At 41.8% G+C, this 23307-nt stretch carries 23 protein-coding genes and 3 pseudogenes; 22 read left to right on the top strand and 4 right to left on the bottom strand.

Translation table 11 applies throughout. The features are described from left to right. Nucleotides 1–157: 157 nt before the first annotated feature. The 18 genes and pseudogenes from AC0YNU_RS30795 (at nt 158) to AC0YNU_RS30710 (ending at nt 17652) form a co-directional block, all read left to right on the top strand. Nucleotides 158–364: a hypothetical protein gene (locus tag AC0YNU_RS30795; protein WP_475763482.1), complete on the top strand. Its 207-nt coding sequence runs from the start codon at nt 158–160 to the stop codon at nt 362–364. A gap of 167 nt (nt 365–531) precedes the next feature. Further along, nucleotides 532–1596, top strand: a complete 1065-nt coding sequence (locus AC0YNU_RS30790; RefSeq protein WP_475763480.1) for a protein kinase domain-containing protein — start codon at nt 532–534, stop codon at nt 1594–1596. Nucleotides 1597–1943: 347 nt separating this feature from the next. Beyond that, complete coding sequence (locus AC0YNU_RS30785) at nt 1944–2390, top strand: NUDIX hydrolase (protein WP_475763478.1); 447 nt, start codon at nt 1944–1946, stop codon at nt 2388–2390. A gap of 289 nt (nt 2391–2679) precedes the next feature. Next, nucleotides 2680–3462: a Cof-type HAD-IIB family hydrolase gene (locus AC0YNU_RS30780; RefSeq protein WP_475763476.1), complete on the top strand. Its 783-nt coding sequence runs from the start codon at nt 2680–2682 to the stop codon at nt 3460–3462. A 64-nt stretch (nt 3463–3526) separates the two neighbouring features. Continuing rightward, nucleotides 3527–4090, top strand: a complete 564-nt coding sequence (locus tag AC0YNU_RS30775) for a phosphoglycerate mutase family protein (RefSeq protein WP_475763474.1) — start codon at nt 3527–3529, stop codon at nt 4088–4090. A gap of 88 nt (nt 4091–4178) precedes the next feature. Next, a complete protein-coding gene (locus AC0YNU_RS30770; RefSeq protein WP_475763472.1) occupies nt 4179–4703 on the top strand; it encodes a 5' nucleotidase, NT5C type in 525 nt (174 codons plus the stop codon). A gap of 128 nt (nt 4704–4831) precedes the next feature. Then, complete coding sequence (locus AC0YNU_RS30765; RefSeq protein WP_475763470.1) at nt 4832–5098, top strand: hypothetical protein; 267 nt, start codon at nt 4832–4834, stop codon at nt 5096–5098. 247 nt (nt 5099–5345) lie between these two features. After that, nucleotides 5346–5750, top strand: coding sequence for a hypothetical protein (locus tag AC0YNU_RS30760; RefSeq protein ID WP_475763469.1), 405 nt, complete (start codon nt 5346–5348; stop codon nt 5748–5750). Nucleotides 5751–6050: 300 nt separating this feature from the next. Further along, entirely contained in the window at nt 6051–7013 is a 963-nt protein-coding gene (locus AC0YNU_RS30755; protein ID WP_475763467.1) for a zinc-binding dehydrogenase, read from the top strand. Nucleotides 7014–7035: 22 nt separating this feature from the next. Beyond that, on the top strand, nt 7036–7452 hold the full coding sequence (locus AC0YNU_RS30750; protein WP_475763465.1) for a MerR family transcriptional regulator: 417 nt from the start codon (nt 7036–7038) through the stop codon (nt 7450–7452). Between the two features lie 51 nt (nt 7453–7503). Further along, a pseudogene (locus AC0YNU_RS30745) lies at nt 7504–7836 on the top strand (DUF2332 family protein); the annotation flags it as partial. Nucleotides 7837–8402: 566 nt separating this feature from the next. Beyond that, nucleotides 8403–9530, top strand: coding sequence for a hypothetical protein (locus AC0YNU_RS30740; protein ID WP_475763463.1), 1128 nt, complete (start codon nt 8403–8405; stop codon nt 9528–9530). 343 nt (nt 9531–9873) lie between these two features. Continuing rightward, nucleotides 9874–10251 carry a hypothetical protein gene (locus AC0YNU_RS30735; RefSeq protein WP_475763461.1) on the top strand — a complete coding sequence of 126 codons (378 nt, stop codon included), beginning with the start codon at nt 9874–9876 and terminating at the stop codon, nt 10249–10251. Nucleotides 10252–10495: 244 nt separating this feature from the next. Continuing rightward, nucleotides 10496–11350, top strand: coding sequence for a GNAT family N-acetyltransferase (locus AC0YNU_RS30730; RefSeq protein ID WP_475763459.1), 855 nt, complete (start codon nt 10496–10498; stop codon nt 11348–11350). Between the two features lie 548 nt (nt 11351–11898). Next, nucleotides 11899–13818, top strand: a complete 1920-nt coding sequence (locus AC0YNU_RS30725) for an ABC transporter ATP-binding protein (RefSeq protein ID WP_475763457.1) — start codon at nt 11899–11901, stop codon at nt 13816–13818. After that, nucleotides 13811–15604: an ABC transporter ATP-binding protein gene (locus AC0YNU_RS30720; RefSeq protein WP_475763455.1), complete on the top strand. Its 1794-nt coding sequence runs from the start codon at nt 13811–13813 to the stop codon at nt 15602–15604. Before AC0YNU_RS30725 ends, AC0YNU_RS30720 begins: the two co-directional genes overlap by 8 nt. 520 nt (nt 15605–16124) lie before the next feature. Beyond that, entirely contained in the window at nt 16125–16520 is a 396-nt protein-coding gene (locus AC0YNU_RS30715) for a hypothetical protein (protein WP_475763453.1), read from the top strand. A 670-nt stretch (nt 16521–17190) separates the two neighbouring features. Continuing rightward, on the top strand, nt 17191–17652 hold the full coding sequence (locus AC0YNU_RS30710) for an N-acetyltransferase family protein (protein WP_475763451.1): 462 nt from the start codon (nt 17191–17193) through the stop codon (nt 17650–17652). A 157-nt stretch (nt 17653–17809) separates the two neighbouring features. Here the strand turns inward: AC0YNU_RS30710 and AC0YNU_RS30705 are convergent, their stop codons facing one another. The 3 genes and pseudogenes from AC0YNU_RS30705 to AC0YNU_RS30695 all read right to left on the bottom strand — a co-directional run. Further along, the gene (locus tag AC0YNU_RS30705) at nt 17810–17998 is read right to left on the bottom strand and encodes an excalibur calcium-binding domain-containing protein (RefSeq protein WP_475763511.1); all 189 of its coding nucleotides are present in this window, start codon (nt 17996–17998) and stop codon (nt 17810–17812) included. Next, nucleotides 17987–18307 (bottom strand): annotated as a pseudogene (locus AC0YNU_RS30700) (NucA/NucB deoxyribonuclease domain-containing protein); the annotation flags it as partial. The pseudogene AC0YNU_RS30700 and the gene AC0YNU_RS30705, both read right to left, overlap by 12 nt. A gap of 21 nt (nt 18308–18328) precedes the next feature. Beyond that, a pseudogene (locus tag AC0YNU_RS30695) lies at nt 18329–18805 on the bottom strand (stalk domain-containing protein); the annotation flags it as partial. 224 nt (nt 18806–19029) lie between these two features. Between AC0YNU_RS30695 and AC0YNU_RS30690 the strand changes: the two are divergent. Beyond that, nucleotides 19030–19167, top strand: coding sequence for a hypothetical protein (locus AC0YNU_RS30690; RefSeq protein WP_475763449.1), 138 nt, complete (start codon nt 19030–19032; stop codon nt 19165–19167). Nucleotides 19168–19378: 211 nt separating this feature from the next. Further along, nucleotides 19379–20047 (top strand): DNA alkylation repair protein, encoded by a 669-nt coding sequence (locus AC0YNU_RS30685; protein WP_475763447.1) that lies wholly within the window; start codon nt 19379–19381, stop codon nt 20045–20047. Between the two features lie 618 nt (nt 20048–20665). Here the strand turns inward: AC0YNU_RS30685 and AC0YNU_RS30680 are convergent. Next, the gene (locus AC0YNU_RS30680) at nt 20666–21655 is read right to left on the bottom strand and encodes an NmrA/HSCARG family protein (RefSeq protein WP_475763445.1); all 990 of its coding nucleotides are present in this window, start codon (nt 21653–21655) and stop codon (nt 20666–20668) included. A 293-nt stretch (nt 21656–21948) separates the two neighbouring features. Between AC0YNU_RS30680 and AC0YNU_RS30675 the strand changes: the two genes are divergently transcribed. Both AC0YNU_RS30675 and AC0YNU_RS30670 read left to right on the top strand, forming a co-directional pair. Then, entirely contained in the window at nt 21949–22296 is a 348-nt protein-coding gene (locus AC0YNU_RS30675; RefSeq protein WP_475763443.1) for a winged helix-turn-helix transcriptional regulator, read from the top strand. Between the two features lie 207 nt (nt 22297–22503). Further along, the gene (locus tag AC0YNU_RS30670) at nt 22504–23022 is read left to right on the top strand and encodes an imm11 family protein (RefSeq protein ID WP_475763509.1); all 519 of its coding nucleotides are present in this window, start codon (nt 22504–22506) and stop codon (nt 23020–23022) included. Nucleotides 23023–23307 lie beyond the last annotated feature (285 nt).

Raw genomic sequence — 23307 nt, 5'->3', positions numbered from 1 at the left:
TTGAACTAACGGGGAACGTTAGCACAATACAACACGACGGCAGCCGGAAAGACATTCGGCTGCTGTTTGTCATTGAAGTAACGGGCAGTTTAGCAACGAATAACGCTTCGCTTGCGTAAGATATTGAGAGAAGTCGCACAAGCAGGGGAGTCATGAAATGAAGAAGTATCAAATAGCTTTAGCGGGTGGTATCGTCTTACTCATTGGACAGTTTATTTTTTTGTTTCTGCCTTTAGATCCGCAGACGGATCCTGTCGGGGAAGCTCATCATGGGTTAAATTGGAGGGGCTTTTCGGTAATGCCGCTTACTGTGCCACTTATTATCATTGGACTGTCCGGGTGGAAGAAAGAGAATCGGAAATAGATGCACCAGGATGAAGACGCAACGGCAGCCGGCCACTCGATCGGCTGCCGTTGTTCATTGAAATAAAGGGCAGGATAGTGCAATTGATTCGCGAATTCTTTAACTAATCAGATCAGAACCGGAAGGATAGTGATTCGACTGTGAAATCATTCCGAAGAGAGACCTATGTGACTCATGAATCTCGACTAGCACTCTATTCTGACGTATCCACCACCTTATCATTGAGCAATAATCAACAACTTCGAGAGCTTGTTGAAAATGCAACAGCCCTGGGTAACGGAATCGGTGGTTCAACGGCGTTACTGCAACTTGAAAATAAATACGTTTTCTTGAAGAAGATACCAATTACAGAACTAGAAAAAAGTGCGGAGAACTTCATGTCGACTAGAAACGTGTTCGAACTCCCGCCATTTTTCCACTATGGGATAGGTTCGTTAGGACATGGCGTATGGCGTGAGGTCGCCGCACATACGATGACCACCAATTGGGTGTTGGCGAATCGTTCAGAGAGCTTCCCTCTCTTGTATCACTGGCGGGTATTACCTCATTTAAAACAAAGCTCTTCCGAGGAAGTGTCCGATTTGGTTGAGTTTTGGGGATCCAGAGCTGTAGAAGATCGTATCAAGGCGATAGAGTGCGCAGTGGATTGTGTTGTATTGTTCTTAGAGTACATTCCATATAGCCTGCATGACTGGCTGACCGAACAGGCTGCTTTGGGAGAAGATTCCGCATCCTCGGCATTTGCCAAAGTGGAGTCCGATCTTCTTAACGCTGTCTCGTTTATGAATACGAACGAGTTATTACATTTCGATGCTCATTTTAGGAACATTTTAACCGACGGTAACCGATTATATATTTCCGACTTCGGACTCGCAACATCTACTCGATTCGAGCTTTCCAGCAGCGAAATCGAGTTTTATAACAGGAATAAAGCTCATGATGAGTGTTATGTGGTAACCGAACTTGTAAACTGGCTCATAAGGGAACTAGGTGGTGTGACTAGTCACCTTGAAATAATAGGTACCATACGGCGTTGCATTAATGGTGAGAAGCCTCGAAATTTAACAGGTTCAGCAGTGGCAATGATAGAGAAGTATGCGCCGATCGCGCTGGTAATGAATGAGTTCTACTCGAATCTCATTTCAGTGAACAGGTCCACTCCTTTCCCTTTCGAAGAGATCCAACGGGTAAGTTCAATAATTGGATTCGATAATCCAAAATTACTCATATGAGAGCAGCTCAGATTAAACTAACTGGGAACGATAGCTCAACCAAACATTAGTTGTTCCCGACCGTCAACGTTTGAAACATTAGTTCCAGCCATATCATTAACGGAAGAATAGGTGGATTTATGTTGTTATCAATATTGCTGATTTGCATCGGGCTTTTGTTCTTTTTCTTTCCTGTAAAAGTATGGATGATCTCTCGGATGAGTTTTGACTTGAAAGCTGGGAAATTTACTCCTCCTGATTCTGGACACAAAGCAATGAAAATATTAAATCGGATTTTCGGTATTTTTTTGTTACTTATTGCAGTATTAAATTTCTTTGACGGCTCTTTTTTAGGAGGCGAGTAGCTAATGAGAAATCTTTTGCAGGTTAGAGTAACGGGGATTTTGGTTGAGGACGGTAAAATTTTATTGGTCAAGCAGAATGTAAGTTCTGACCGAAAATGGTCTTTGCCGGGAGGAAGAGTTGAACAAGGAGAGACACTTGAAGATTCGATTGTAAGAGAAATCGAAGAAGAAACAGGACTGGCCGTTAAGGTTACCAAGTTATTATACATTTGTGATAAACCTGATGCATCGCCTTCACTAATACACATAACGTTCCTGCTTGAAAAAATAGGCGGGGAAATACGTCTTCCATCGAACGAGTTTGATAGCAATCCTATAAGTGATGTGTTAATGGTTTCGATTCATGATCTTATAGCTCATGGATTCTCTGAAAAGTTCATGACTATTGTTAAAGAAGACTTTCCCAGTTCAGGAAGCTACAAAGGGCTAAAAAGTAACATCGGTTTATAAGATGGAGGGTTGATATTGTAATACGCTAACGGGAAACGATAGATGAATGGAGAAGCAACGGCAGCCGGCCACAGACCAGCTGCCGTTATTCATTGAAGTAACGAGCAGATTACGCTATTACGAACGGGCAGGATAGTTCGTAACTATTAGGATTTTCTAACAAAGATATTATTTAGGGACCTGTTTTCATAGATGTGGTAAATGACAGCTCCCCAAAGTACCAATAACTTGAATTTTTGCGTTATATGTATAATAAAGATGATCTAACTTCCAAAAAGTGGGTGGTAAGGTGAGTTATAAACTCGTTGCGCTCGACCTAGATGGTACATTGTTGAACAGTATGGGAGAAGTTTCTGAACGACATGTTCAGGCGGTGCAAAAGGCGCAAGAAGCAGGGATTCACTTCGTCATCGCAACAGGACGATATTACATGCAAACCGAGCGAATCATAAACCGATTAGGCTTTACTGGGATACTGGTATCCAATGACGGTACAGTGACGATTAATGCTGCAAACAAACAGGTCATCGCTGAATGCTCCTATTCCGTTGCTGAAGTGGCTCCCTTGATTTGGTATTGTCGTGAACATGCGATTTCCATCTGCACGGCCTTTGATTATTTCGTGGAAATCATGGATGAGCATGACGAAAGGCAGCACCGCCAATATGAGATTAAGCATACTATTCATAATGATATTCTCTCACTCCAAGACAAGGTGATGAAGGTTTCTATTTTTGACCACAAGCAAGTCGGCGGGTGGCAGAACATCCCGTTGGTTGAAGAAGGAAGTCTTAGGAGACGATGTGATTTCGAGTTTCATCGTGAGTATGTAAGCGCTCATTCAAGTAAGAGCAATGCACTTAAAATAGTATTACAGGAGCTTAGTATTCAACAGTCGGAGATGATCGCGATCGGCGATTATTATAATGACCTAGACATGATTGAATATGCTGGGCTTGGAATTGCGATGGGAAATGCACCTAATGAGATTAAAGCGCAGGCTAATGAGACTACATTATCGAACGATGAGGATGGGGTTTATTATGCATTAGAGAAGCATCTCTATAAGTAGGTTGCAAAGCTAAGTCTTTTATGTGAAAGCAAATGAAAGTAAGAGTCTTGTTAGGGGGAGGAAAATGGATTTCATATTTATTCGGCACGGACATGGAGAACACCTCAACGATTATCCAAATCAGCTGAATACTCTTCATCCTAGTCTTACAGAGTACGGCAGATTTCAAGTAACACAGCTACGAAATGAAATTAAAATTGATACTCGCGATTTAGTTCTTGTAAGTCCAACTAAACGTACAATTGAGACGGCAATTATTATTAGAAACGGTACAAATTTCATTGTTTCTCCATTTGTTGGCCCGAGAATGTTTCCTCAAAACCCCGAATTTTCTTTTTTAGCTTGTGATTACATCCTTTCTAAAACTGAAATTACAAATCTGTATGGAGTTACAGAGATTCTTGATTTCAATCTGGATTGTTGGAAAGATGGAATCAATAGGATCGAACAAGATATTTTTGAAGGATTTGTTATGCGGTTATTAAATTGGATCGGGCAAAGCTATAAAAAAATATTCATTAATTCGCATGATGGTACGATTACCAATTATCGGATGTTGCTTGGAGAAAAAGGATTGACCAGAAAAGATTTTTTGGGTGAGGCTGGAGTATATCGGATGATTTTGTAGTCTGTTGGCCGCCGAGTGAAAGGGCCTGCTGCTCGAATTAATCTTTGTATTACTCATATGTTTAAACTTATTGGGGGTGAAGACCACGGTGATTGAAAAGAAACGTATAGCGATCGATCAAGATGAAGTTATTGCTGATTTCCTAGCTAAAGCGATTATTTACTACAACAAAGAATACGATGAAAATGTTACTACGGAAAACCTGATCGAGCATTTAAAAGCTAATCCGTTTGCTGGCGACATCTTGTATAATTATATGGAATATGAGAACTTCTGTAGTGATCTTGAGGTCATAAAAGACAGTCAAAAAGTTATCTTGGAATTATCCCGTAAGTTTGAGATTTTGATTGTTTCAGCTGCAACGATGCGTCCTAAAACAATGATGAACAAATTAGATTGGCTTAGTAATTATTTTGGTTTCATCCCTAAAGATAATATTGTGTTTTGTGGAAATAAGGGTTTGATACAAGCTGACTTCCTTATTGATGACAGCAAAAATAATATTAAGAAATTCATGGGTAAGGGGTTTTTGTTTACTAATCCCTACAATAAAGATGATACAGAGTTTGCAAGGGTAAATAATTGGGCAGAAATAGCTGAGATATTTTTATAATGGTTTATTAAGCTAACGGGACACGATAGTTCGGCAAGCCATTAGTTCATTCAAACCTTTTGTGGTGTAACTTTTTTACATTGCTTATCGTCGTATGTATTATCTTGTAAGAAAGGAGTGGACAGAAATTGAGGAAGGCACTTATTCTGGGCGCTGCCGTGACGATGTTGGCAGTGGGTGGTACAGCGGTGTATGCTCAGGTAAATCATGGACAAGGAAATACTGTGATTGTTGAGAAGAAATTTACTCAAGCGGAAGCCCGGTACTACCTTAATCTGATGGCCGATGTTTCGGCTGGGAAATTGCCAGCATCCGAAATGAATAAAGCGCGAGACTTTATTCTGGCGCATCCAGAAGCACATCAATCCATTATTGAACGTTACCATATTAAATAGGTATGAGGTAAGGGGTCTACCACCTCCCTTCGAATAAGTATCACCTATAGCCCTATTCAAGGGGCTGGACATTTTGGAGCAGTTTGTCATCGGCAACTGCTCCTTTTCATTACGCTAACGGCGAATTCACAACACTTTTTTTGCAGCTTGCCGCTGGCAACTGCTTTCATTAAGCTAAAGGGCAGGATTATTCAATTTTAATGGCGAATATAGAAGGATTCTTGAACTAGAGTAAGAGGTGGATTCCGTGGAATTTCAATATGAAGTAGATAACCATGTAATTGAGGATGTAGATCCAGATATTGATTTTGTACTCAACTACCTCAAACAAATGAACAACAAAACGAGCTCATATTGCACATTAACATTGAATGATTTTTTATTTATTCAATGTGCCGGATCTAATTCGAAAATGACAATAGAATATAGATCACCAAATCAAGTTGGAGACGGATTTAGACATTTTGTAATAGGGGTAAAAAGTCTGATTAAAAAAGGTACTAAAATTTCCTATAGCGGTGGAGAAATAAAAGTACGAACAAACGAAGTAATGAACTATGAACAAGCAGAAGTTTTATTTAGAGCTTTTTTTGAAAACGAAGTACCGAATCAATTTGTTCTAAGAGAAACAACAGAAATGTTTTCATCGTAAGCTAATGACGGTGTTGAAGTCTCGTTACACTAACGGGAACTATAGTTGAATCAGGGTCTCAAGAAGGATTTATGCCCACAATTTGGAAACATGAAATTATTCTATCCTGCCACGGTTGCTTAATTTGTAATAACGATATGTACTATTCAATGGTTAAAGGGGGACGTTAGTTATTTTGTTTTTCTCCCTTGACTTAAAGTTAGCTTTAAACATTACAATGAGAAGCATCACTCAATCAGGGGAGAGATGCTTATGTTTCGTTCGCATTGGGTCGTCAAACAGTTCGGAGGTCCGCAGGCGATGGAATGGGTTAAGGAGCCGCTTCGCCCCCCGTTCGCGCAAGAGCTGCGGATCAAGATTCAAGCTGCCGGTGTTGCACTCGGCGATGTGTTGAGACGGGCGGGGAAATATCCGGTTTCCTTAACGCTTCCTTTTACACCAGGATACGATGCAGTAGGAATCGTCGAAGAAGCAGGAGCGGAAATGAAGCACTTCCATCCGGGGCAAAAAGTGGGCGTCTTCTTCAACGGCGCCGGCGGTTATTCCACGCATGTATATGCCAAAGCCGATGAGGTGTTCCTGATTCCCGAAGGTCTAAATCCCTTACTTGCGGCAGCGGTCATTCTGAATTACGTATCCGCATACCAATTGCTTCACCGACTGGCACGCGCAACCGAAGGCGATCGATTATTGATTCACGGGGCAAGTGGTGGCGTTGGCACGGCTCTGTTGGAGCTTGGCAAACTCGCCGGACTTCAGATGTACGGCACCGCCTCCAAGGACAAACATGCAGTTGTCACGTCGTATGGGGCCTTCCCTATCGATTATCGCAGTCAGGACTTTGTTAAAGTGCTAAGGGAACAAGCGCCTGAGGGCATGGACATCGTGCTCGATCCTATCGGCGGCGACAACTATCGTAGATCCTTGCAAACCTTAAGTGCCAAAGGCCGATTCATCAGTTACGGCTATACCTCCATCCTTAGGGAGGGTGAGGCGGAAGACTGGGCGGCTGAATGGAAATGGCTGGCCGAACAGCAGGCTACCGAGAACGGTAATCCCATTTTGCTTTACAGTATTACGGGGATGAAACGGGAACAGCCCGATTGGTTCTGGGAGGATACGGCGGCAGTACTTGATATGTTGGCGCGAGGAAAAATTAAGCCACTAGTTTCCCATATCCTTCCAATAGAGGATGCGATCCATGCGCACGAAATATTGGAGACTTCCAGGTTCGCAGGTAAAATTGTGTTGGTCAATGAATAAACGTATAGAAAGGATGCACTTGGTGTACGCAATCGGCGAAGTATCCCGAATGACTGGCATATCCGCTTCAACGCTGCGCTATTACGAATCGATCAGCCTACTACCCGAACCGCAACGCGCGGCCGGAAGTCAGGCAAGGCGCTATACAGATTCGGATTTGAAAATTATCGCGTTTATCGACGGGCTAAAAAAAACCGGCATGAGGCTCGAGGATATCGCATTGTTCGCACAGGATGGCTGTCTTTTGATGCGGCAGGAACAGCCCGATACTATGACCGCTCAAATTTTAAGCAAACGCGTGGATCTGCTGATGAAGCATATCAACCAATTGCAAGAGCAAATTGCGCATTTGCTATCCGTAAAGAGCATCGCAGCCGAACGGCGAGCAATTTATGCCGATATGCTAGAAGATAGGAAGTCCGCACTGGGCCGAGAGTGAACCCTCGCCTCACAGTGACCTTATTGCGCAGATACTCCGGAGCCTGCGTATTTTGAAAAAGCAGCTCCTTGCCTAAAAAGCCAATCTATTGAGCTAATTGAAGGAGATGGGGCGTCCATTCTTCCGGGAATTGTCCCAACCGTTTCTCATGATTCATCAATATGCATTTTTCATACCCATGTGGCCAACCAGATACCGGCAGATGCTAAGAAGAAATTGAGTGAGCAAATTCTATCCTTGGGTAACGAACGGGAAGTATTTCATCTCTATCACAATATGTAGGACCTGGACCTTCATCTTGATTACTACGTGAATGGGAATGAATACAGTGAAACGCTTGCAGAAACAGACAGACACGGTCGTTGGTTTAAGTGGAAATTATGATCGTCATTCAACTATCGGGAGACGATAGCTGAATGGACAACGGCAGCCGACCATACGATCGGCTGCCGTTGTCCATTCAAGTAAATTAAACTGACCTCGAATGATAAGGAGTGAAAAATTTGGTTTATGCCTTTCTTGCTCTGTACCTGTTTGCTAATGTATTTGTGATTTATAGGATGATAAGATATCGCTTTCTAAAGTTTAACAGAGAATCCATAGGTCTCATTGGGATATCTGGCATCATAGCACTTGAAATTTCAAATTCACTCACATTAAATACAACATTAACGTTGTTTTCGGTCATTTTATTGCTCGTATATGTTGCATTCATGATTATAATGAAGCACAAAAAAAGTCACAGTAGCAAGATAAAAATGAAGCATCATCCTTACGTTAGCGGAGAACGATAGTTTATGCGCATTTCCATCCAAAGAAAAGTTGTAGAACATACTATTTTACTGGAAAGATGTTACACTAAAAGGACGCCTACAACTTATCGTTGAAGAGGTTAGAGAATAGATTAAGCTCATCGGAATTGTTGTAAATAAACAGATCGGAGCAATGATATGAACACCTACTATTCAAGACTTGGACGACTGCTGGATGAAAAAACACCTATCTACCAGGAAGGTTATTACGTGATGTGTGAAGGTGACGAGGCTAAATTCAGTCCAGAGAAACCAGAGGGCGTAGAACTAATTACAGCAGAATCCTTTACCCATGCGCTGGTGAAAGGCTGTAAGTTTGTCATCCAATCTTTTGCGGAGGGCCCAGATAACAAGAACGTATACGCTTTTAATTTATATGCTGACGAACATAATAGCTACTACATATATATGAACACACTAGATCGATTTGAGAAAACGCTGGAAAAGTATCGGGGCGGCAAGTACGGAGACAAATACCAGAAAGACAGTGAGGTGCTTTCGTTAAAATACAGTCAAGGGGACTTTGGCTTTCAGCTCTTCCCGGATGATATGGGGGAAAACGGTCGCATCATCAGAGCTTTTGAAAGCTTGGCTTATTCGGTCATGGACCTTGATGTGGACGACTGCTTAGGCGAAGACGATGAGCCTGTGATTGCCTTCGAAGCGGGTATTCTGAAAGACGGGTTTAATCTACTTACCTTGAAGGCAGTAGCTCACATTATTGAGGAAAATGCCTTTGCTCCGTTACAACGAACAGAAGACTTTATCGCATTTGCTGCGACGGGAAATGATTATGTGGACTACAGCTTGACGATGCGTAAAACAATAGATCTTGACTTGTTTTATCGCTTGTTCCCAGATGTTAAGGAGAAGGATGCACTCTTCCACGCGGATATTGATATGACTGCAGACTTATCCGTGAGTGAAGCATTGGATTACTGGCTTCCTGCCGTTCATTCGGACTATGTGCCGGAGTCACCATCCCAATATATCAAATTCGAATATGATCTATTTAAGCGGCTGGAGTGCTTTAGTAACCCTCTTGCAAGGGAGTGTTTGGAGCGATTGAATAGGTTTGGTTGGAATGAGCCCCTTGAACGCAATGATTATGAGCTCATCGCATATTATCAGGAAGCACTACATTTTGCAGGAGAGCTTACAAAAGACCAGCGTGAAACCTGCAAAGCAATAGCTGAACAGATGACAGATTCCAATAAGGACTTGCAGGAATGGGCGAATATGCTACTAGCAATTGCGAGAACGTAATCTATTACACATAAAGTCATAAAAACGGGGCCTCACGAATCAGTGGGCTCCGTTGTCATGTACGCTTGGATGGGCTGCATATCTGCCTGCTATGCTCTGCTCTGTCAAGACACGGGATTGGGATAGACGACAAGAACATATATACAACTGAAGTCGCATAAACAGCGGCTTTTTTTGTATAGAAGTTCTTGTCGTGAGTTCGAGACAAATTACTTCTACACAAAGCCGTAGACAAGAACTTCTATACAGCCCCGTGAACCCAGAAATGCACACTTTATTAAACTAACGCAGAATAACTTAAGTTTGGTCGGATAACCTATCCAGCGAGGTGAGTTAAATGTTCGTGAAAGTACTGCTCTTAGCTTGCTTATTAAATGGTCAAACACAATTGGATGGTAACAAAGTAATTTGGAATGTGACGACTGATATGCCTTCGGAAGGCAACTGGTTTGTTGTGCCAAAAGATGTTACAACGATGAATATATATGTAAAAGCTGCGAATACAGAAACAGTTCTGTTTTGGTTAATACCCACGGGTACACAAACTTGGGGGCTTAGAGAACTCATTGGTTATGACAAAGATGGAAGTGATGGTTGGTCTTTAAAATGGGAATTTGGAGATCGAAGACTTCATGACCATATTCAAGTTCAAGCGCTGGGAAATGATTTTCTAATTAATGATACCATTAACGTAAGGACCGAAACTAACGGGACACGATAGCACAACTAAGAACAGGCTGCCGGTTTTCTCGGCAGCCTGTTGAGCTAACGGGCAGGATAGTTCCAAACATTTACAATGGTGTTGCAGGGGAGAAACAGAAAGTTATCGAATGTAACATCCTGGAATAGACTTAGATACTGAAGTGATTTTTTTGTGTATTAAATAATTCTCAATCATTTTTTATATATTTTATAAGCCGTTTCTTTTGCTAGGATAGAATCATCACCTTTCAGGGGGCATTAGAATGTCATTGCAAGTTCGACCATATTGCGCAGAATTAGAGGACATAGTTAAAAATTTAAATCACAAAGCATGGATACTTTTTAAATATAACAAAGATTTCGAACATCAGAGAATGAGCTGTGTATTTAACGAGGACGGTATTTTAATTTGTGTGGGTTACTTACGACATGGAATAGCTGATAGTCACGATGTGTTCGAAATTGAAATTCCAACTAATGATTTAGCTTCAAATCGTATGCAAGAAGTAAGAGAGGCTCTTTACCCTACATTTATAGAAACTTGTCAAAAGTTGCGTAATCCAAACAAGAAAACAAAATTGGTTGCTTGGAAAGACTTTTATGGTGACAGAGAGTTTTATGAAGAGTTAGGTTTTATCCCTTATCAAACATATTATTTTGCACAACGTTCGCTTGAAAAAAACATGCCTGAAATCAGAACTCCTGATGGAGTTAATGTCAAATTTCACGCGTTGGAATCCAAAGAGGAAAGAACCAAATATACCGAAATCGAAAATCAATATTATCAAGGTGTTGTATACAGGAGCGTAAATATGTTGGAATGGATGATGGGTGGTCCAGAGCTACATACCATTTCTGCATTTGAAGGTGATGAGCTTGTTGGCAGTGTTATGTGTTGGCAAACTGGCGCGGTTGAAAGATTATTCGTCATTCCTAGATGGCGCAATAAAGGGTTGGGTAAGTTCCTCATAACTAAGAGTTTTGAGTATCACATTAATAATGGTCGATATGCAGTTGATACACTGGTTAATGAACAGAATAAAGAAGCTATGATGTTGTTAGAGTCAATGGGTTATACATTCCCTGTAAAATTAGAGCTTAAGGCATTAGAAATTTAGCAAAAGAATTAATGCGTTCAATAATCAATTTAGTATCCGATATTGAGCTAACGGGATACGATAGCACAACTAAGATCAGGCAGGATAACGAATGAGTAGTTATGTCAGGAGAACTACGAGAAAATAGGCGGAATTGCAGACTGTTACCATAAATAGCGCGTGTGCGATTTGTTAGAAACTCAAGTGTGATAACAACAAACGGAATGGAACGCTCATATGTGGAGCCGTTCCGTTTTTTTTGCATTAAAAATTGGATAAAACCGTTTTTTATTACAATTTCAAGAAGGAAATGTACGTTGCAAGACGAATCCTTAATGCGGAACATTGCGATTGAGAGGTGTGCATGAAGAAAACAAAATGGGTGTAGTCGGTTGCGGGATGATTAGCTTCAGTTACTTGGTGAATTGCACGATGATGTCAACGCCACTCCTTGTTAGAGGTGGTTACGGTCGCGGCTTTGGTACTTGATCCGGCCAAGAACCGGGCAGTCAACTCCGCTGCCATTTGCGAAGTGCAATCGGCTCAACTAGGGATTAGGGGGAAGTAGTATGGTGACACTCGCTGACAAGCGAAAGCTGAAACGTCAGGAGAAAGAAGAAGAAAGAAAAAATATCGATTTTCTCGTGAAGAGGCAAGCAGAACGCGATCGCGACATGATCAAGGTGAAGAAGAACGGCTTTATCAACAATCTTGCTTATTCGTACAAAGCGATCTGGCAGTACGATAAATTTCAGTTTATGATGATGATTCTGTCCTCGATCTTTGAAGCTGCCGCCAGCATGGTTCCGATCATCATTATCAAGCTGCTGCTGAACGAACTGACTGTTGGCCAGGATCGGGAACGGGTGATTCTGTACGCGATCGCAGCAGCGCTGTCTCTATTTATCGCTACGGCAGTGTTTCAGAACGGCAACAATCTCGCGGTCTATCGCTTCATGTTGATCAAGCTGCGGTTAGGCTTCCTGAAGGGTCAACGGCTGATGAGTTGCGATTTTGTGCAGCTGGACGACAGGCGCTTCCATATGTTGAACTGGAAAGCCAGTGAGGCCATTTTCGGCAACCACAACAACACGGTAGGCATTGAGATCGTATTCAATGATACAAGAAGCTTGACGACTCAAGTGCTGACGATAGCAGCCATGGGTACTGCAATCTTAGTGGTTAGTCCTTGGTTTATTCTATTACTGGCCGTCACCATCGTCTGCAGCTTCCTGCTGCAGCTGTACGTGGACAAGGTAAATAAACTGATTGCCGACATCAGGTTCCTGTTTGCACCGATCTGTACATACATCTTCCACCAAGGCGGCAGCTTCGAAACCGCCAAGGACATTCGATTCTATAATATGACGAATTATCTGATGGACAAGTACGAGTTCAATCATAGCAAAATTCTGGTCAATGACAAACGCACCTTCCGCAACACGAGACAGCGGGAGCACTTCGATACAGTGATGGCTCTCGTTCAGGATTCGCTGACCTATGGCTGGCTATGTTATGCGGTATTGTATCGAGACATGAATATTGCGACGTTCGCGATGTTGGTATTGGCGCTCAGTACATTTTCGCGCAATTTATCAAGCCTCTTAAAGTACAGTGCTTCGGTGCTAAAGCAGACGCGCTACATCGATGACTTCCGCGGCTTTCTGGATTATGCCGAGGGGCATAATCAAGGCGTTTCTGTCCCGACCGCTTTTCCGCAGGGTATGCGGTTCGCCTTCAACAATGTCTGCTTCCGCTATCCGGGAGCTGATGTAGATGTCATCAAGAATATCTCATTTACAATCGAGCCGGGGGAAAAGCTTGCGATTGTCGGTCATAATGGTGCGGGCAAATCGACGTTTATTAAGTTGCTGACGCGTCTCTACGAGCCGACCTCCGGCGAGATTCTGCTGAACGGCGTTAATATCGCAAGCTATGACAAGAACGAGTATTACAAGCTGATTGCTCCGGTGTTCCAGGAGATCGCTCCTTTTGCATTTACCATTGCCGAGAATGTGACCATGAGGGAAGCGCCTTCGGACATGGCGCGAGTGGATGAATGTCTGAAAGCCGCCGGCTTGTGGGATCGCGTAAATGGTCTGCCCAAGAAAGCCAATCAATGTCTGTCCAACGACTGGGAAGTGGATGGCACTAATATGTCCGGCGGGGAGAAGCAGAAGCTCGCACTGGCTCGAGCACTGTACAAGGATGCGCCTTGTGTCGTATTGGATGAACCTACCTCGGCGCTAGATGCTTTGGCGGAAGAGAAACTGTATCAGGAGTTCGGCAGTATGGTGCAGGGCAAGACCTCCATCTATATCTCGCATCGCCTGTCCAGCACGCGCTTCTGCTCGCGCATTGCGCTGTTCGAAGAGGGGACGATTGTGGAATGCGGCAGCCATGATGAGCTAGTCGCCCAAGGCGGCAAATACGCAGAGATGTTCCAGATGCAAGCCCAGTACTACAAGATGGAGGGCGAACATGCTTAAGCGCATATGGACAGTTATGAAATACTTCTACGGCCAAGCCTGGAAGATGGACAAATATTACTTTCTCGCTGTCATCGTAGATATGGTGGTCACTGGTCTGCAACCGCTTATCGCGATTATTTTCCCGCGAATCATTATCGATGAATTGCTTAATGATCGCCGTCCCGGTGTCATTATCCAGACGGTAGCGATTATGGTGCTGCTCTTTTTCGCAGCACGAATCATCAGTAACTTCTGTCGATACGAGCAGACGGTGTTTCATCAGCGGTTCAGCGACTATAGCGATCGTCAGCTTACCCGCAAGACGATGGAGATGGATTACGAGTACACTGAGGATCCCGCTATGTTGGAGATGCAGTCCAAAGCCAGAAACGGTATGGGCTGGTGGTCTAGCGGCTTACGGGGACTTACGGAAATTCTGAAGACGTTCACGTCCGGTATTATTACATTTGTGAGTACGCTAACGATTATCGGCAGTGTAGAGCCTCTGTTGCTGATCGCCTTGCTGGTACTGGTAGCGCTCGGGTTTCTGTTCACGTATCTGTCTCGCCGCTCCGAGCTTCGCTTCAAGGAGGATCGCGCCAAACTGGACACTAAGTATTGGTATCTGGCCAATCGCGTGCTTCAAGGAGGCAAGTACGGAATGGATATCCGGTTGTATGACGGTCAACAGCTGGTCAACGCCAAGGCGGAAGGCTATATGAATCATATGGTCAACGAAACGAACCGGTTCCTGAAGCCGTTCGTATTCATCACCTCCGGAAGTCTCTTGGTGACAGCTGTTCAACAAGGCGTACTATATGGATATCTGGGACTTCGGGTCTTGGACAAGGCCATATCGATTGGACAGTTTCAGATGCTGTTCACAGCCTCGGTCAGTTTTGCCGAGAGTATCACGAACATTCTGACACAAGGCATTCGGTTGGCTAACACCTGCGATTACATGAATGACTATATAATTTTCATGGAGTATCCGTCTATGAAGGACAAAGGCACACGCAAGCTGGAGCTAAATGCGAAGCATACAGTTACATTCGATCGCGTCAGCTTCCGATATATCGGCGCGGAGAAGGATACGCTGACGAATGTATCCATCACCCTGGAGACAGGAAAGAAGCTGTCACTCGTAGGAGAGAACGGCGCAGGCAAGACGACGTTCATCAAGCTGCTGGCGCGGCTCTATGAACCGACCGAGGGTCGGATTCTCCTCGATGGTGTGGACATTCGCGAGTATCCACTCGAGGAATACCAGAAGCTGTTCTCGGTGGTATTCCAGGACTTCCAACTCTTTAATTTCACGATAAAAGAAAATCTGGAGTTCAACCAGCCTCATGATGCGCATCGCTTCGACGAAGCCATGCGCAAAGCCGGGTTCAGTGAGCGGATGAATGAGCTTCCTAAAGGGATGGATACGTATATTCGGAGCTGGTTCAATGATCAAGGCGTAGAATTCTCGGGCGGGGAGCAGCAGAAGATTGCCATCGCAAGGGCGATCTACAAGGATGCGCCGATCATGATTCTTGATGAGCCGACCGCTGCGCTTGATCCGCTGGCCGAGTACAAGGTGTATCACAACTTCAACGAGGTGATCAGTGACAAGACGACGATATACATCTCTCATCGTCTGTCCTCCTGCCAGTTCTGCGATACGATCGCCGTGTTCGAGAGCGGGATGATTACCCAATATGGCAGCCATCGCCAGCTCGTTGATGCGCCAGGCAAGTACGGTGAGATGTTCAAGGCACAAGCCAAGTATTACGTCGTTGAGAATCCCCAAACCGTCTGATCACGAATAGAAGTGAGAACGATGGGATCAAGAATTATGCACGCTATTATCGCGAATTGGATTGCGGACATTTTGTCTATCGACAAGCAGACGCCGTTTCTGCTTGGCAACCTTGCACCGGACGCGGTGGAAACGAAGAACGAATTCCATTTCTTCCAAGGGTATGTGAGGGGAAATCATTCAGAGACACTAACAAATAATAATTATTTCTTTAGCTTGTATAAACGGCAGAACAGAGGTGAGGAATCTGTCAGGTGACAAGAACATTATTTCATCAAAGGCCGCGAAATCGCGGCTTTTCTTATTTATGGGTTCTTGTCAAATCCCAATGATAAGAGCTTGATCTCATTCCCGCGATAAGGTGGGAAATCGCATAATGACCGACATCTCATCATTGAACTAACGGGCAGGATAGAGGAATCACTTCACGAATACCTTTAGGTGTACGAATAATTGCGAATTTTGTATGAGAGGACTTAAAGCATGGAAATTACGTTAAATAAAAAGGATGAATAATCATTTGAAAAATCCATTTGGTCATGAGATGGGACTTGCAATAACCATGGGTCCTAAACTAAAAGCAGAAGTTGAACGACAATTGCTTATAGACTTGGATTTTTATCTTGAATTTGATGAAGAACTTAGATTTGATTGGTCAAATAGTAGCATTGAAGGTAAGTGTATGAATTATTTAGATGGCTCATTAGACTGTTTTTCAGGGATCATGATTTATGATGAAGCAGACCAATTAGTGTGCGATGGTTGGATGAACTTTTTGTATTTAGAGGAAAAAGACCAATTAATTGTTTATTGGGATTGCTTGGATGTCTATATAAACGGAATTAAAGTTGAAAAGAAGTCTGATTTTCAAACACCAGAACATATTATGATAAATATGAAACTTAATAAGGATTGAAAAACTTCGAAAGTAAATTAATATTTAATTCATTCAAGGATGAAATCACTTTGAACTAACGGGGAACGTTAGTAAAATACCTCAACAGATGGCGATCGTCGATCGGTTAAGTTTGGAGGAGAATATGAAGTGCAATGAATGCGGATATGAACATAACCGAAACATTCAGAATTGGGCGTTTAACGGAAATGAATCTTATGAGATAAAGTCGAATATTTTTGACTCTCAAATACTTGTGGAAATAGTTGAGTATGCATTATTTCTAAGTATTCCAAAAGATACAACATATATAGATACATGGCTAATCGATTGCCTATCCTGCGAAACCTGTTCACTACAAAATATCAGAAACAAAAGGGAACTATCAGAAATTGAAAATAGATATCAAAACAGAGGACTTGATATACAGTATTTCTTTTAGAATTTACTTTGTTAAACTAAAGGGGAACGAGAGTTCAAAGAAAATGCAGCAGTTTGCCGGTACCTACTGCTCCATGTTTCATTTCGCTAACGGGTCCGATAGTTCAACGAAACAAGGAGCAGATTGCCAGTGGCAGTTGCTCCTTTATTTTGTTGAAGTAACAGGAAGAATAATGCAATAGTTTAGCGCAATAGTTTAAAGACATAAATGATAAAATGGACTTAAAACAAATAAAGGACTGAATTATATATGAACAGTTGTACTTTTCTCATATCAATGGCGACAATCGATGATCTTGATGAATTAACAATTTTGTTTAATGATTATCGGATGTTTTACAATCAAGAATCAAATATTTCAGCAGCAAAGGAGTTCTTATTTGAACGATTTCAACACAGAGAATCCATAATCTTTGTTGCTAAAGATCATAATCACAATAAAATAATCGGGTTTACTCAACTGTATCCTTCATTTTCTTCAATTTCTATGCAGAGATCTTTGATTTTGAATGATCTGTATGTACTTTCAGATTTTAGAGGTGCAGGAACTGCTCGGGCATTATTAGAAGCTGCAAAAGATTATGCAAGAAGCATTAAAGCCAAGGGACTAGCGCTCTCAACAGCGATTGATAACGTAAGAGCACAAGGGATTTATGAAAAAAGTGGCTATGAAAGAGATGAAGCATTTTATCATTATTTTCTAAAGGTTTAGAGAGACAGCAAATTCAATGCCAAGTCATAGTAGTATCTACAAGGATTAAGCTGGGAACGTTAGTTAATTCCAAAGACACAAAGAAGGCTGCCGGGCAAATATGATCCAGCAGCCTGTTTTTGCGTTATGTTATTTTTTGAATCGCTTATTTGCTTTATTAATTTTCACAGGCTACACCATCGCCGTCACGATCTAACTGGGTACTATATCCAGGCTGACCTTTGTATAGCGGTGCCTTGCCCGCGGCTTTTACGGCAGCGCAATTCGCGTAATAGACCGGTTTAGGTGTCGTCGGTGTAGTTGGCGGCTTGGTGACTGTGCCTGCTGCCCCGTCAATTACGAACAAAACTCGCGTACCATCCGGGTACTTCTCAAGATGATTGCCGATCCATGAGCCGGAGCCGCGATTGTCGGAGTACTGCACATAAGCGACATCTGCACCGGTACCGCCTTCGGCGCACATCGCCATAGGGAATTCATCTCGATCAAAGCCCTCCTTTGTCGGGATGCCTTGAAGCGCTTGCTCGCGGCTCTCGTCTGCTCCGGCCCGATCAATCGTGCAGATTGGCGATTTTCCCTTTCCAATCGCGGCTCTCATATGTGCTGCCGTTAACGGGTAGTTGGCAGCTGGGAAGTAGAGGACTTTTTGATGCATCTGGTTGTTGATGTAGACGGCTTTAATTATCGCATCCCATGTCACGAACTTCTTCAGCAGCTCGCCTGCCGCACGTACGGGTACATAAGTCACGCCGTTAATGATTTTCGGGGCGACGTTCGCCTGGTTTCCGTTAACAATCAGCTTCAATGCTTTGCTCGCGGGCTTCTGCTGCTGTTGTTGGTTCTCATCATTAATGAAGACTGTTTTCGTCGCTGCCTCCCATATCACATATTTGTTCAACATTTCCCCTGCTGCACGAACGGGAACAAATGTAACGCCGGTTATGATCGTAGGTGCGACATTCGCCAGATTGCCGTTTACAAATAATCGAATGGCTGTGAGGGCCTTCAACCTTAGAGTCCTCTCTGGAGCGCTTATTTCCTTGTAAGTAACAAGACGTTGTTGTTTGACAACATTTGGTCCCTCATGAGCTGTAGAGCCGCATCCAGTTAAAGCTGCAATCAATGTCGCGATTAATAGTATTTTCTTAAGCATTTGCTGCACTGCACTCCTTCGATTATCTCTTTCCCCATATCCTGCTCCTTCCAGATTTTATTTATTACTTGCGAAGACTTAATATTTAAACTTTGCTTCGACTAGTTTATGTCAATCATTGTTGTTTTTCTATTAAGCTAGCGGGCAGGATTGCGTAATAAAGGAATCAGGAAAGTTTCGTGGAATTGTTGGTTTTGCATGTGATATCTTAAGGAATTGATTTAATGGCTGTTAGTGAACAATTAGATGAAAATATCAAAAGTTTGGTTCAATTGCTCAATTCATTTGAAAGTATTGAAACGAGTGGTAGTTGTGGTGGTCATACTAATTCAAAGGAAGGGCAATGGGTAAAGGGAACGTGATATGTAAAGTTTTGAAGTTATTGAATCACCTGCCGGTTGGGCGCACAATCGAATTTTTAGCATGGTACTTGAAGGATATAATGAACAGGACCCGAATTAACTGGCTGAGTTCTTGGGTTTAGTCAAAGGTGACTTTTATGATTAAACTAATGGGAATCTCTAGTTCAATAAAGATTACGGATAGAATGCTTAGATAAAGGAGTTGCGTCAAATGAATAAGAATAAAAGTACAGAAATAAAACGCTCTTCAAAAGCAGAAAACATTCTAACACAGATCAATAGTAAAACTAAGCTAGGCGACTTACGAAAAATCGCGAAGGACATTAATAAAGATCACGAACTAGCTATGGAACTTTGGTCAACCGAAAAGTTTTTGCCCAGACTGTTGGCAATCTTAATTATGGACAAAAACCATCTCTCACAAGATGTGCTAAATAAGCTTGATACGGATATGCAGATTCACACATTTGATGAGCGAAATAACTTAATGGATTGGCTAATGGCTAATCAGCTCACCAAAGACAAGAAGAAAATTGCATTGATGGAGTTATGGGAAAATAGTCCTTCTGCTCTTCAAAGGCGAGCCTTCTGGTATTATAAAGGGCGTTTGAGATGGACTGGACAAACACCGCCTGATAACAACGCAGACTTACTTTCTGTTATTGAAGCTAATATTACGGAGGAAGAACCGGAAGTTCAATGGGCCATGAATTTCACCGCAGGCTGGATTGGCGTTTATGATCAAAAGAATCGAGCACGTTGTATTAAACTTGGAGAGAAAACAGGTCTTTATAAAGATGAAATGGTATCAAAGGGCTGTACTCCCAATTATTTGCCGGAGTTCATTGCGATTGAAGTTAACAAACGAAATAATAATTAGTTACCCCTGAAAAATGCAGGCTAGTTTAAGCTCATTCGCGGTGAACCGTATCACAAATAAATCGGAGAGTTGAAGTTTTGGTTAATTTGACAAACTGTAATACGAGTAGAGGAAATAAAGTAAAGTGAGTTGCAGGTAATTTATGGATTAATGGCGAATTGAAGAGGCTATTTATTTCTTCAAGGGGAGGCTGTAATCTGTAGTGAATAATGATTCGATTCAATACACATCCGAAGAAAAAGTGAAAGTCTCGCCAAAAAAAGCGTTAGCAAGTGGTAGGTGTGAATGCGGAGAGGGCAAACAATTTAGACTTTTTTTCTTAGAACATAAACTGCACAGACAATGTCGTACATGTGGGGAGACAGTGAATTTAGAGCTATAGCCCACCGAGAAAATTACATTTCTAATCAGATCATTGAGCTAACGGGGAACTATAGTTGAATGGAGTCACAACGGCAGCCGCCACACGATCGGCTGCCGTTGTTCATTGAAGTAACGGCAGTTTAGTTGAAAAGCAATAATAATAAATGCTTGTTATAAAACAAGAAAACCTGAGCTCGATACATGATGAAAACAGCCGCTCATTGTGAGCGGCTGCTTTTTTCATCTAACAGGCGGTTAATTTATTTTAAACTTGTCTTTATTTTTTTCTGCCCATTCTTTAAATGAAGTTAATTTGATATTGTAAGTCTTCAATAAATCAATATCTACATTATAACCAACTACGTTATTCCATTGCTCACCTCGTACAGCTAATGGATGAATTCCTTGCTCTAATGCTTCTTCAATACCAAGTGTTGTGATTTTAAGTTCTTTTCCTGTTACCTCCGAGATGATCTCGGCAATTTTTTTATATGAAATCGATTCGGCAGCTAACTCAATATTATGTTTATTGAATTTTTCAGGATCTGCAAAGGCTGCACAAACAAAAGAAGCAAGATCTTCAATTGCAATGTGATCTATAGGTGTATCCGCAAACGTAACCGTTTTTATTTCCCCTTGTTGTAAGTCAGGATACATGAATGCAGATTTTTCAGAAGTGAAATTTTCCATAATACATGCTGGCTTCACGATAGTCCATAAAGGAAAGCCTGCTGATCGAACAGCCTCCTCTATATCCCATTTATCTGTCCAATACTTTTCAAACCAGTAACCTGTTCCCCATTCTGGAAATTGCGTATATCTGCTTGTGGCTGCAACGGATGTATGCACAAATTGTTCTACGCCACTTTTTATTGCACCTTGAATTAATGCAAAAGCCTGTTTTCTCTCTCGATCTGTTTCGTTGGTATCTATTCCAGAAATCGGCACTGAGAAAACAGCATCGACATTTTTCATAGCATTTTCCAAAGAGGTTGGGTCATCGAAGTTACCTACTACAGCTTCTGCCCCTTTTTGAATAAGTGCCTGGGCTTTAGTAGAATTTACATCTCTAACTAAAATACGAACTTTAAATCCCTGTTTTAATGCTTCATTTGCAACAGCACCGCCTTGTAATCCAGTAGCACCCGTAACTAAAATCAATTTTTTATTATTAATTTTAATATCACCTTTCATGTGTATATTTTTAGTTTGGTTGTAGACTATAGAGCTAAACAAGTTTCTCATACAATAGCCTTCTTGGGCAGTTGACACCAATTTCGGCTTCAATTCGCTCTGAGTACCCCGCGTTGAACCATTTTCTGCTTAAAAGCCTATCTTTGGTTGTTTTCACATCTATAAGGTCTCTTAAATGTTCAATTTCCATTCCTCCATCATGAAACAATTTATTTTAAAATAACAGTAATCGTGGTAATATTACTTTATTTCTTATAAGCGATAATAACAAGTACTGTTATTTTTAATAGGTACTATGGTTTTTGGTAGTAATGATAATTTAATGCTATTTTAGGAGGAGAATTATGACTAAAAATACTAAGTTCTTTGCCCCTGATTGTGGTTTAACAAAAGTTCAACAAATGTTAGGAGGAAAATGGAAACTATTACTACTATGGTATCTTTCAGAGGGGCCAAGACGTTTTGGAGAGATCCGTCGATCTTTCCCGGAGACTACTGAGGCCATGTTGACGAAACAGTTGAGGGAGCTGGAGCAGGATAATTTAATCCATCGTGAAGTATTCAAGGTAGTTCCGCCAAGAGTAGAGTATTCTTTAACAGATTTAGGATTAAAATTTTCTCCAATTATAGAGGCAATGTATGATTGGGGTGAAGAGAATTTGAAGGATTCAACCCATTTGATAATTAATTGATATACTTGTTTTTTGAACACGATTAGCGTTGTGGATTGGTTCTCATATTTTCTTATTCATTATTTATTAAGCTAACTGGAAACGATAGTTCAATGACAATAGGAGAGAATGAACATTTCACACGAGTGGAGAAGTTGTCAATGCACTTCATAAATTAAGAACGTACGGATGATAATATTGTAACCTTTGATGCAGTTCCATTGAAGGATACCTGGACCAATAGAATTAATCATATACCGAAAAGGTAGTGAAAAAGATATTCCTGCATTTGCGGGAGACAGGTTTATTCTCACTGAAAAGGCGAGAGAAAAAATCGGGCATCTTATAGAGCCATTTGTAGAGTTTTTACCAATTAAAAATTCACCATTAGTATTTGTTAATGTCATTAATCTCGTGAAATGTTTTAATGAGGAACGATCGGTTATTCAACGATTGGATAATGGAAACATAGACTACATTCGAGAGTATTCCTTCTATCCAAATGCTCTTCAGAGGCAACTACTGTTCAAGATACCACAAAACACCACTCCTATATTCGTAACAGAGGAATTCAAGACAGCAATCGAGGAGTCTGGCTTGAAAGGACTGGCATTCAATGAAATGTGGGATTCAGCAGTTACACCTGAAGTGGAAGCTGAAATGAAAGGCAGTACGACTACCATCTTGCAGAAATCGAACGAACAAAGGGAACTCAGTATGACTGGGAAACGGCGCTTCAATTTCTGAATGAGGGCAAAGCTATCGCGAGTGGTGAATAAACTGCAGAAAGTGGATGGAGAGTTGTTGACGGGCAAGCTTCTGGCCAATGGAGATTATAGTTGGTTTAATCCGCTTTATCTCGCTCCTGTACTTTTAGACATGAAATGGCATGTTGTAACAAAATCAGAGATATACCTGCACAAAAAATAAATAATATTACTTAAATTAGGGCGACCAACTCTTATCCGTTGAAGTAATGGGCAGATTAAGCTAATACGATTTCGCAGGATCTCTTGTGCCATTGGCAGAACG

The organism is Paenibacillus sp. J31P316 (genome assembly GCF_056269105.1).
The sequence above is the reverse complement of the archived record's forward strand: the minus strand, read 5'-3'. Positions and strand labels throughout refer to the sequence as shown.

Bases quoted from the DNA above. Each gene is read 5' to 3' on its own strand.
- AC0YNU_RS30720 (WP_475763455.1), top strand. From the start codon at position 13,811: ATGCTTAAGCGCATATGGACAGTTATGAAATACTTCTACGGCCAAGCC.
- AC0YNU_RS30725 (WP_475763457.1), top strand. From the start codon at position 11,899: ATGGTGACACTCGCTGACAAGCGAAAGCTGAAACGTCAGGAGAAAGAA.
- AC0YNU_RS30785 (WP_475763478.1), top strand. From the start codon at position 1,944: ATGAGAAATCTTTTGCAGGTTAGAGTAACGGGGATTTTGGTTGAGGAC.
- AC0YNU_RS30775 (WP_475763474.1), top strand. From the start codon at position 3,527: ATGGATTTCATATTTATTCGGCACGGACATGGAGAACACCTCAACGAT.
- AC0YNU_RS30740 (WP_475763463.1), top strand. From the start codon at position 8,403: ATGAACACCTACTATTCAAGACTTGGACGACTGCTGGATGAAAAAACA.
- AC0YNU_RS30675 (WP_475763443.1), top strand. From the start codon at position 21,949: ATGACTAAAAATACTAAGTTCTTTGCCCCTGATTGTGGTTTAACAAAA.
- AC0YNU_RS30795 (WP_475763482.1), top strand. From the start codon at position 158: ATGAAGAAGTATCAAATAGCTTTAGCGGGTGGTATCGTCTTACTCATT.
- AC0YNU_RS30755 (WP_475763467.1), top strand. From the start codon at position 6,051: ATGGAATGGGTTAAGGAGCCGCTTCGCCCCCCGTTCGCGCAAGAGCTG.
- AC0YNU_RS30690 (WP_475763449.1), top strand. From the start codon at position 19,030: ATGGCTGTTAGTGAACAATTAGATGAAAATATCAAAAGTTTGGTTCAA.
- AC0YNU_RS30710 (WP_475763451.1), top strand. From the start codon at position 17,191: ATGAACAGTTGTACTTTTCTCATATCAATGGCGACAATCGATGATCTT.
- AC0YNU_RS30685 (WP_475763447.1), top strand. From the start codon at position 19,379: ATGAATAAGAATAAAAGTACAGAAATAAAACGCTCTTCAAAAGCAGAA.
- AC0YNU_RS30680 (WP_475763445.1), bottom strand. From the start codon at position 21,655: ATGAGAAACTTGTTTAGCTCTATAGTCTACAACCAAACTAAAAATATA.
- AC0YNU_RS30730 (WP_475763459.1), top strand. From the start codon at position 10,496: ATGTCATTGCAAGTTCGACCATATTGCGCAGAATTAGAGGACATAGTT.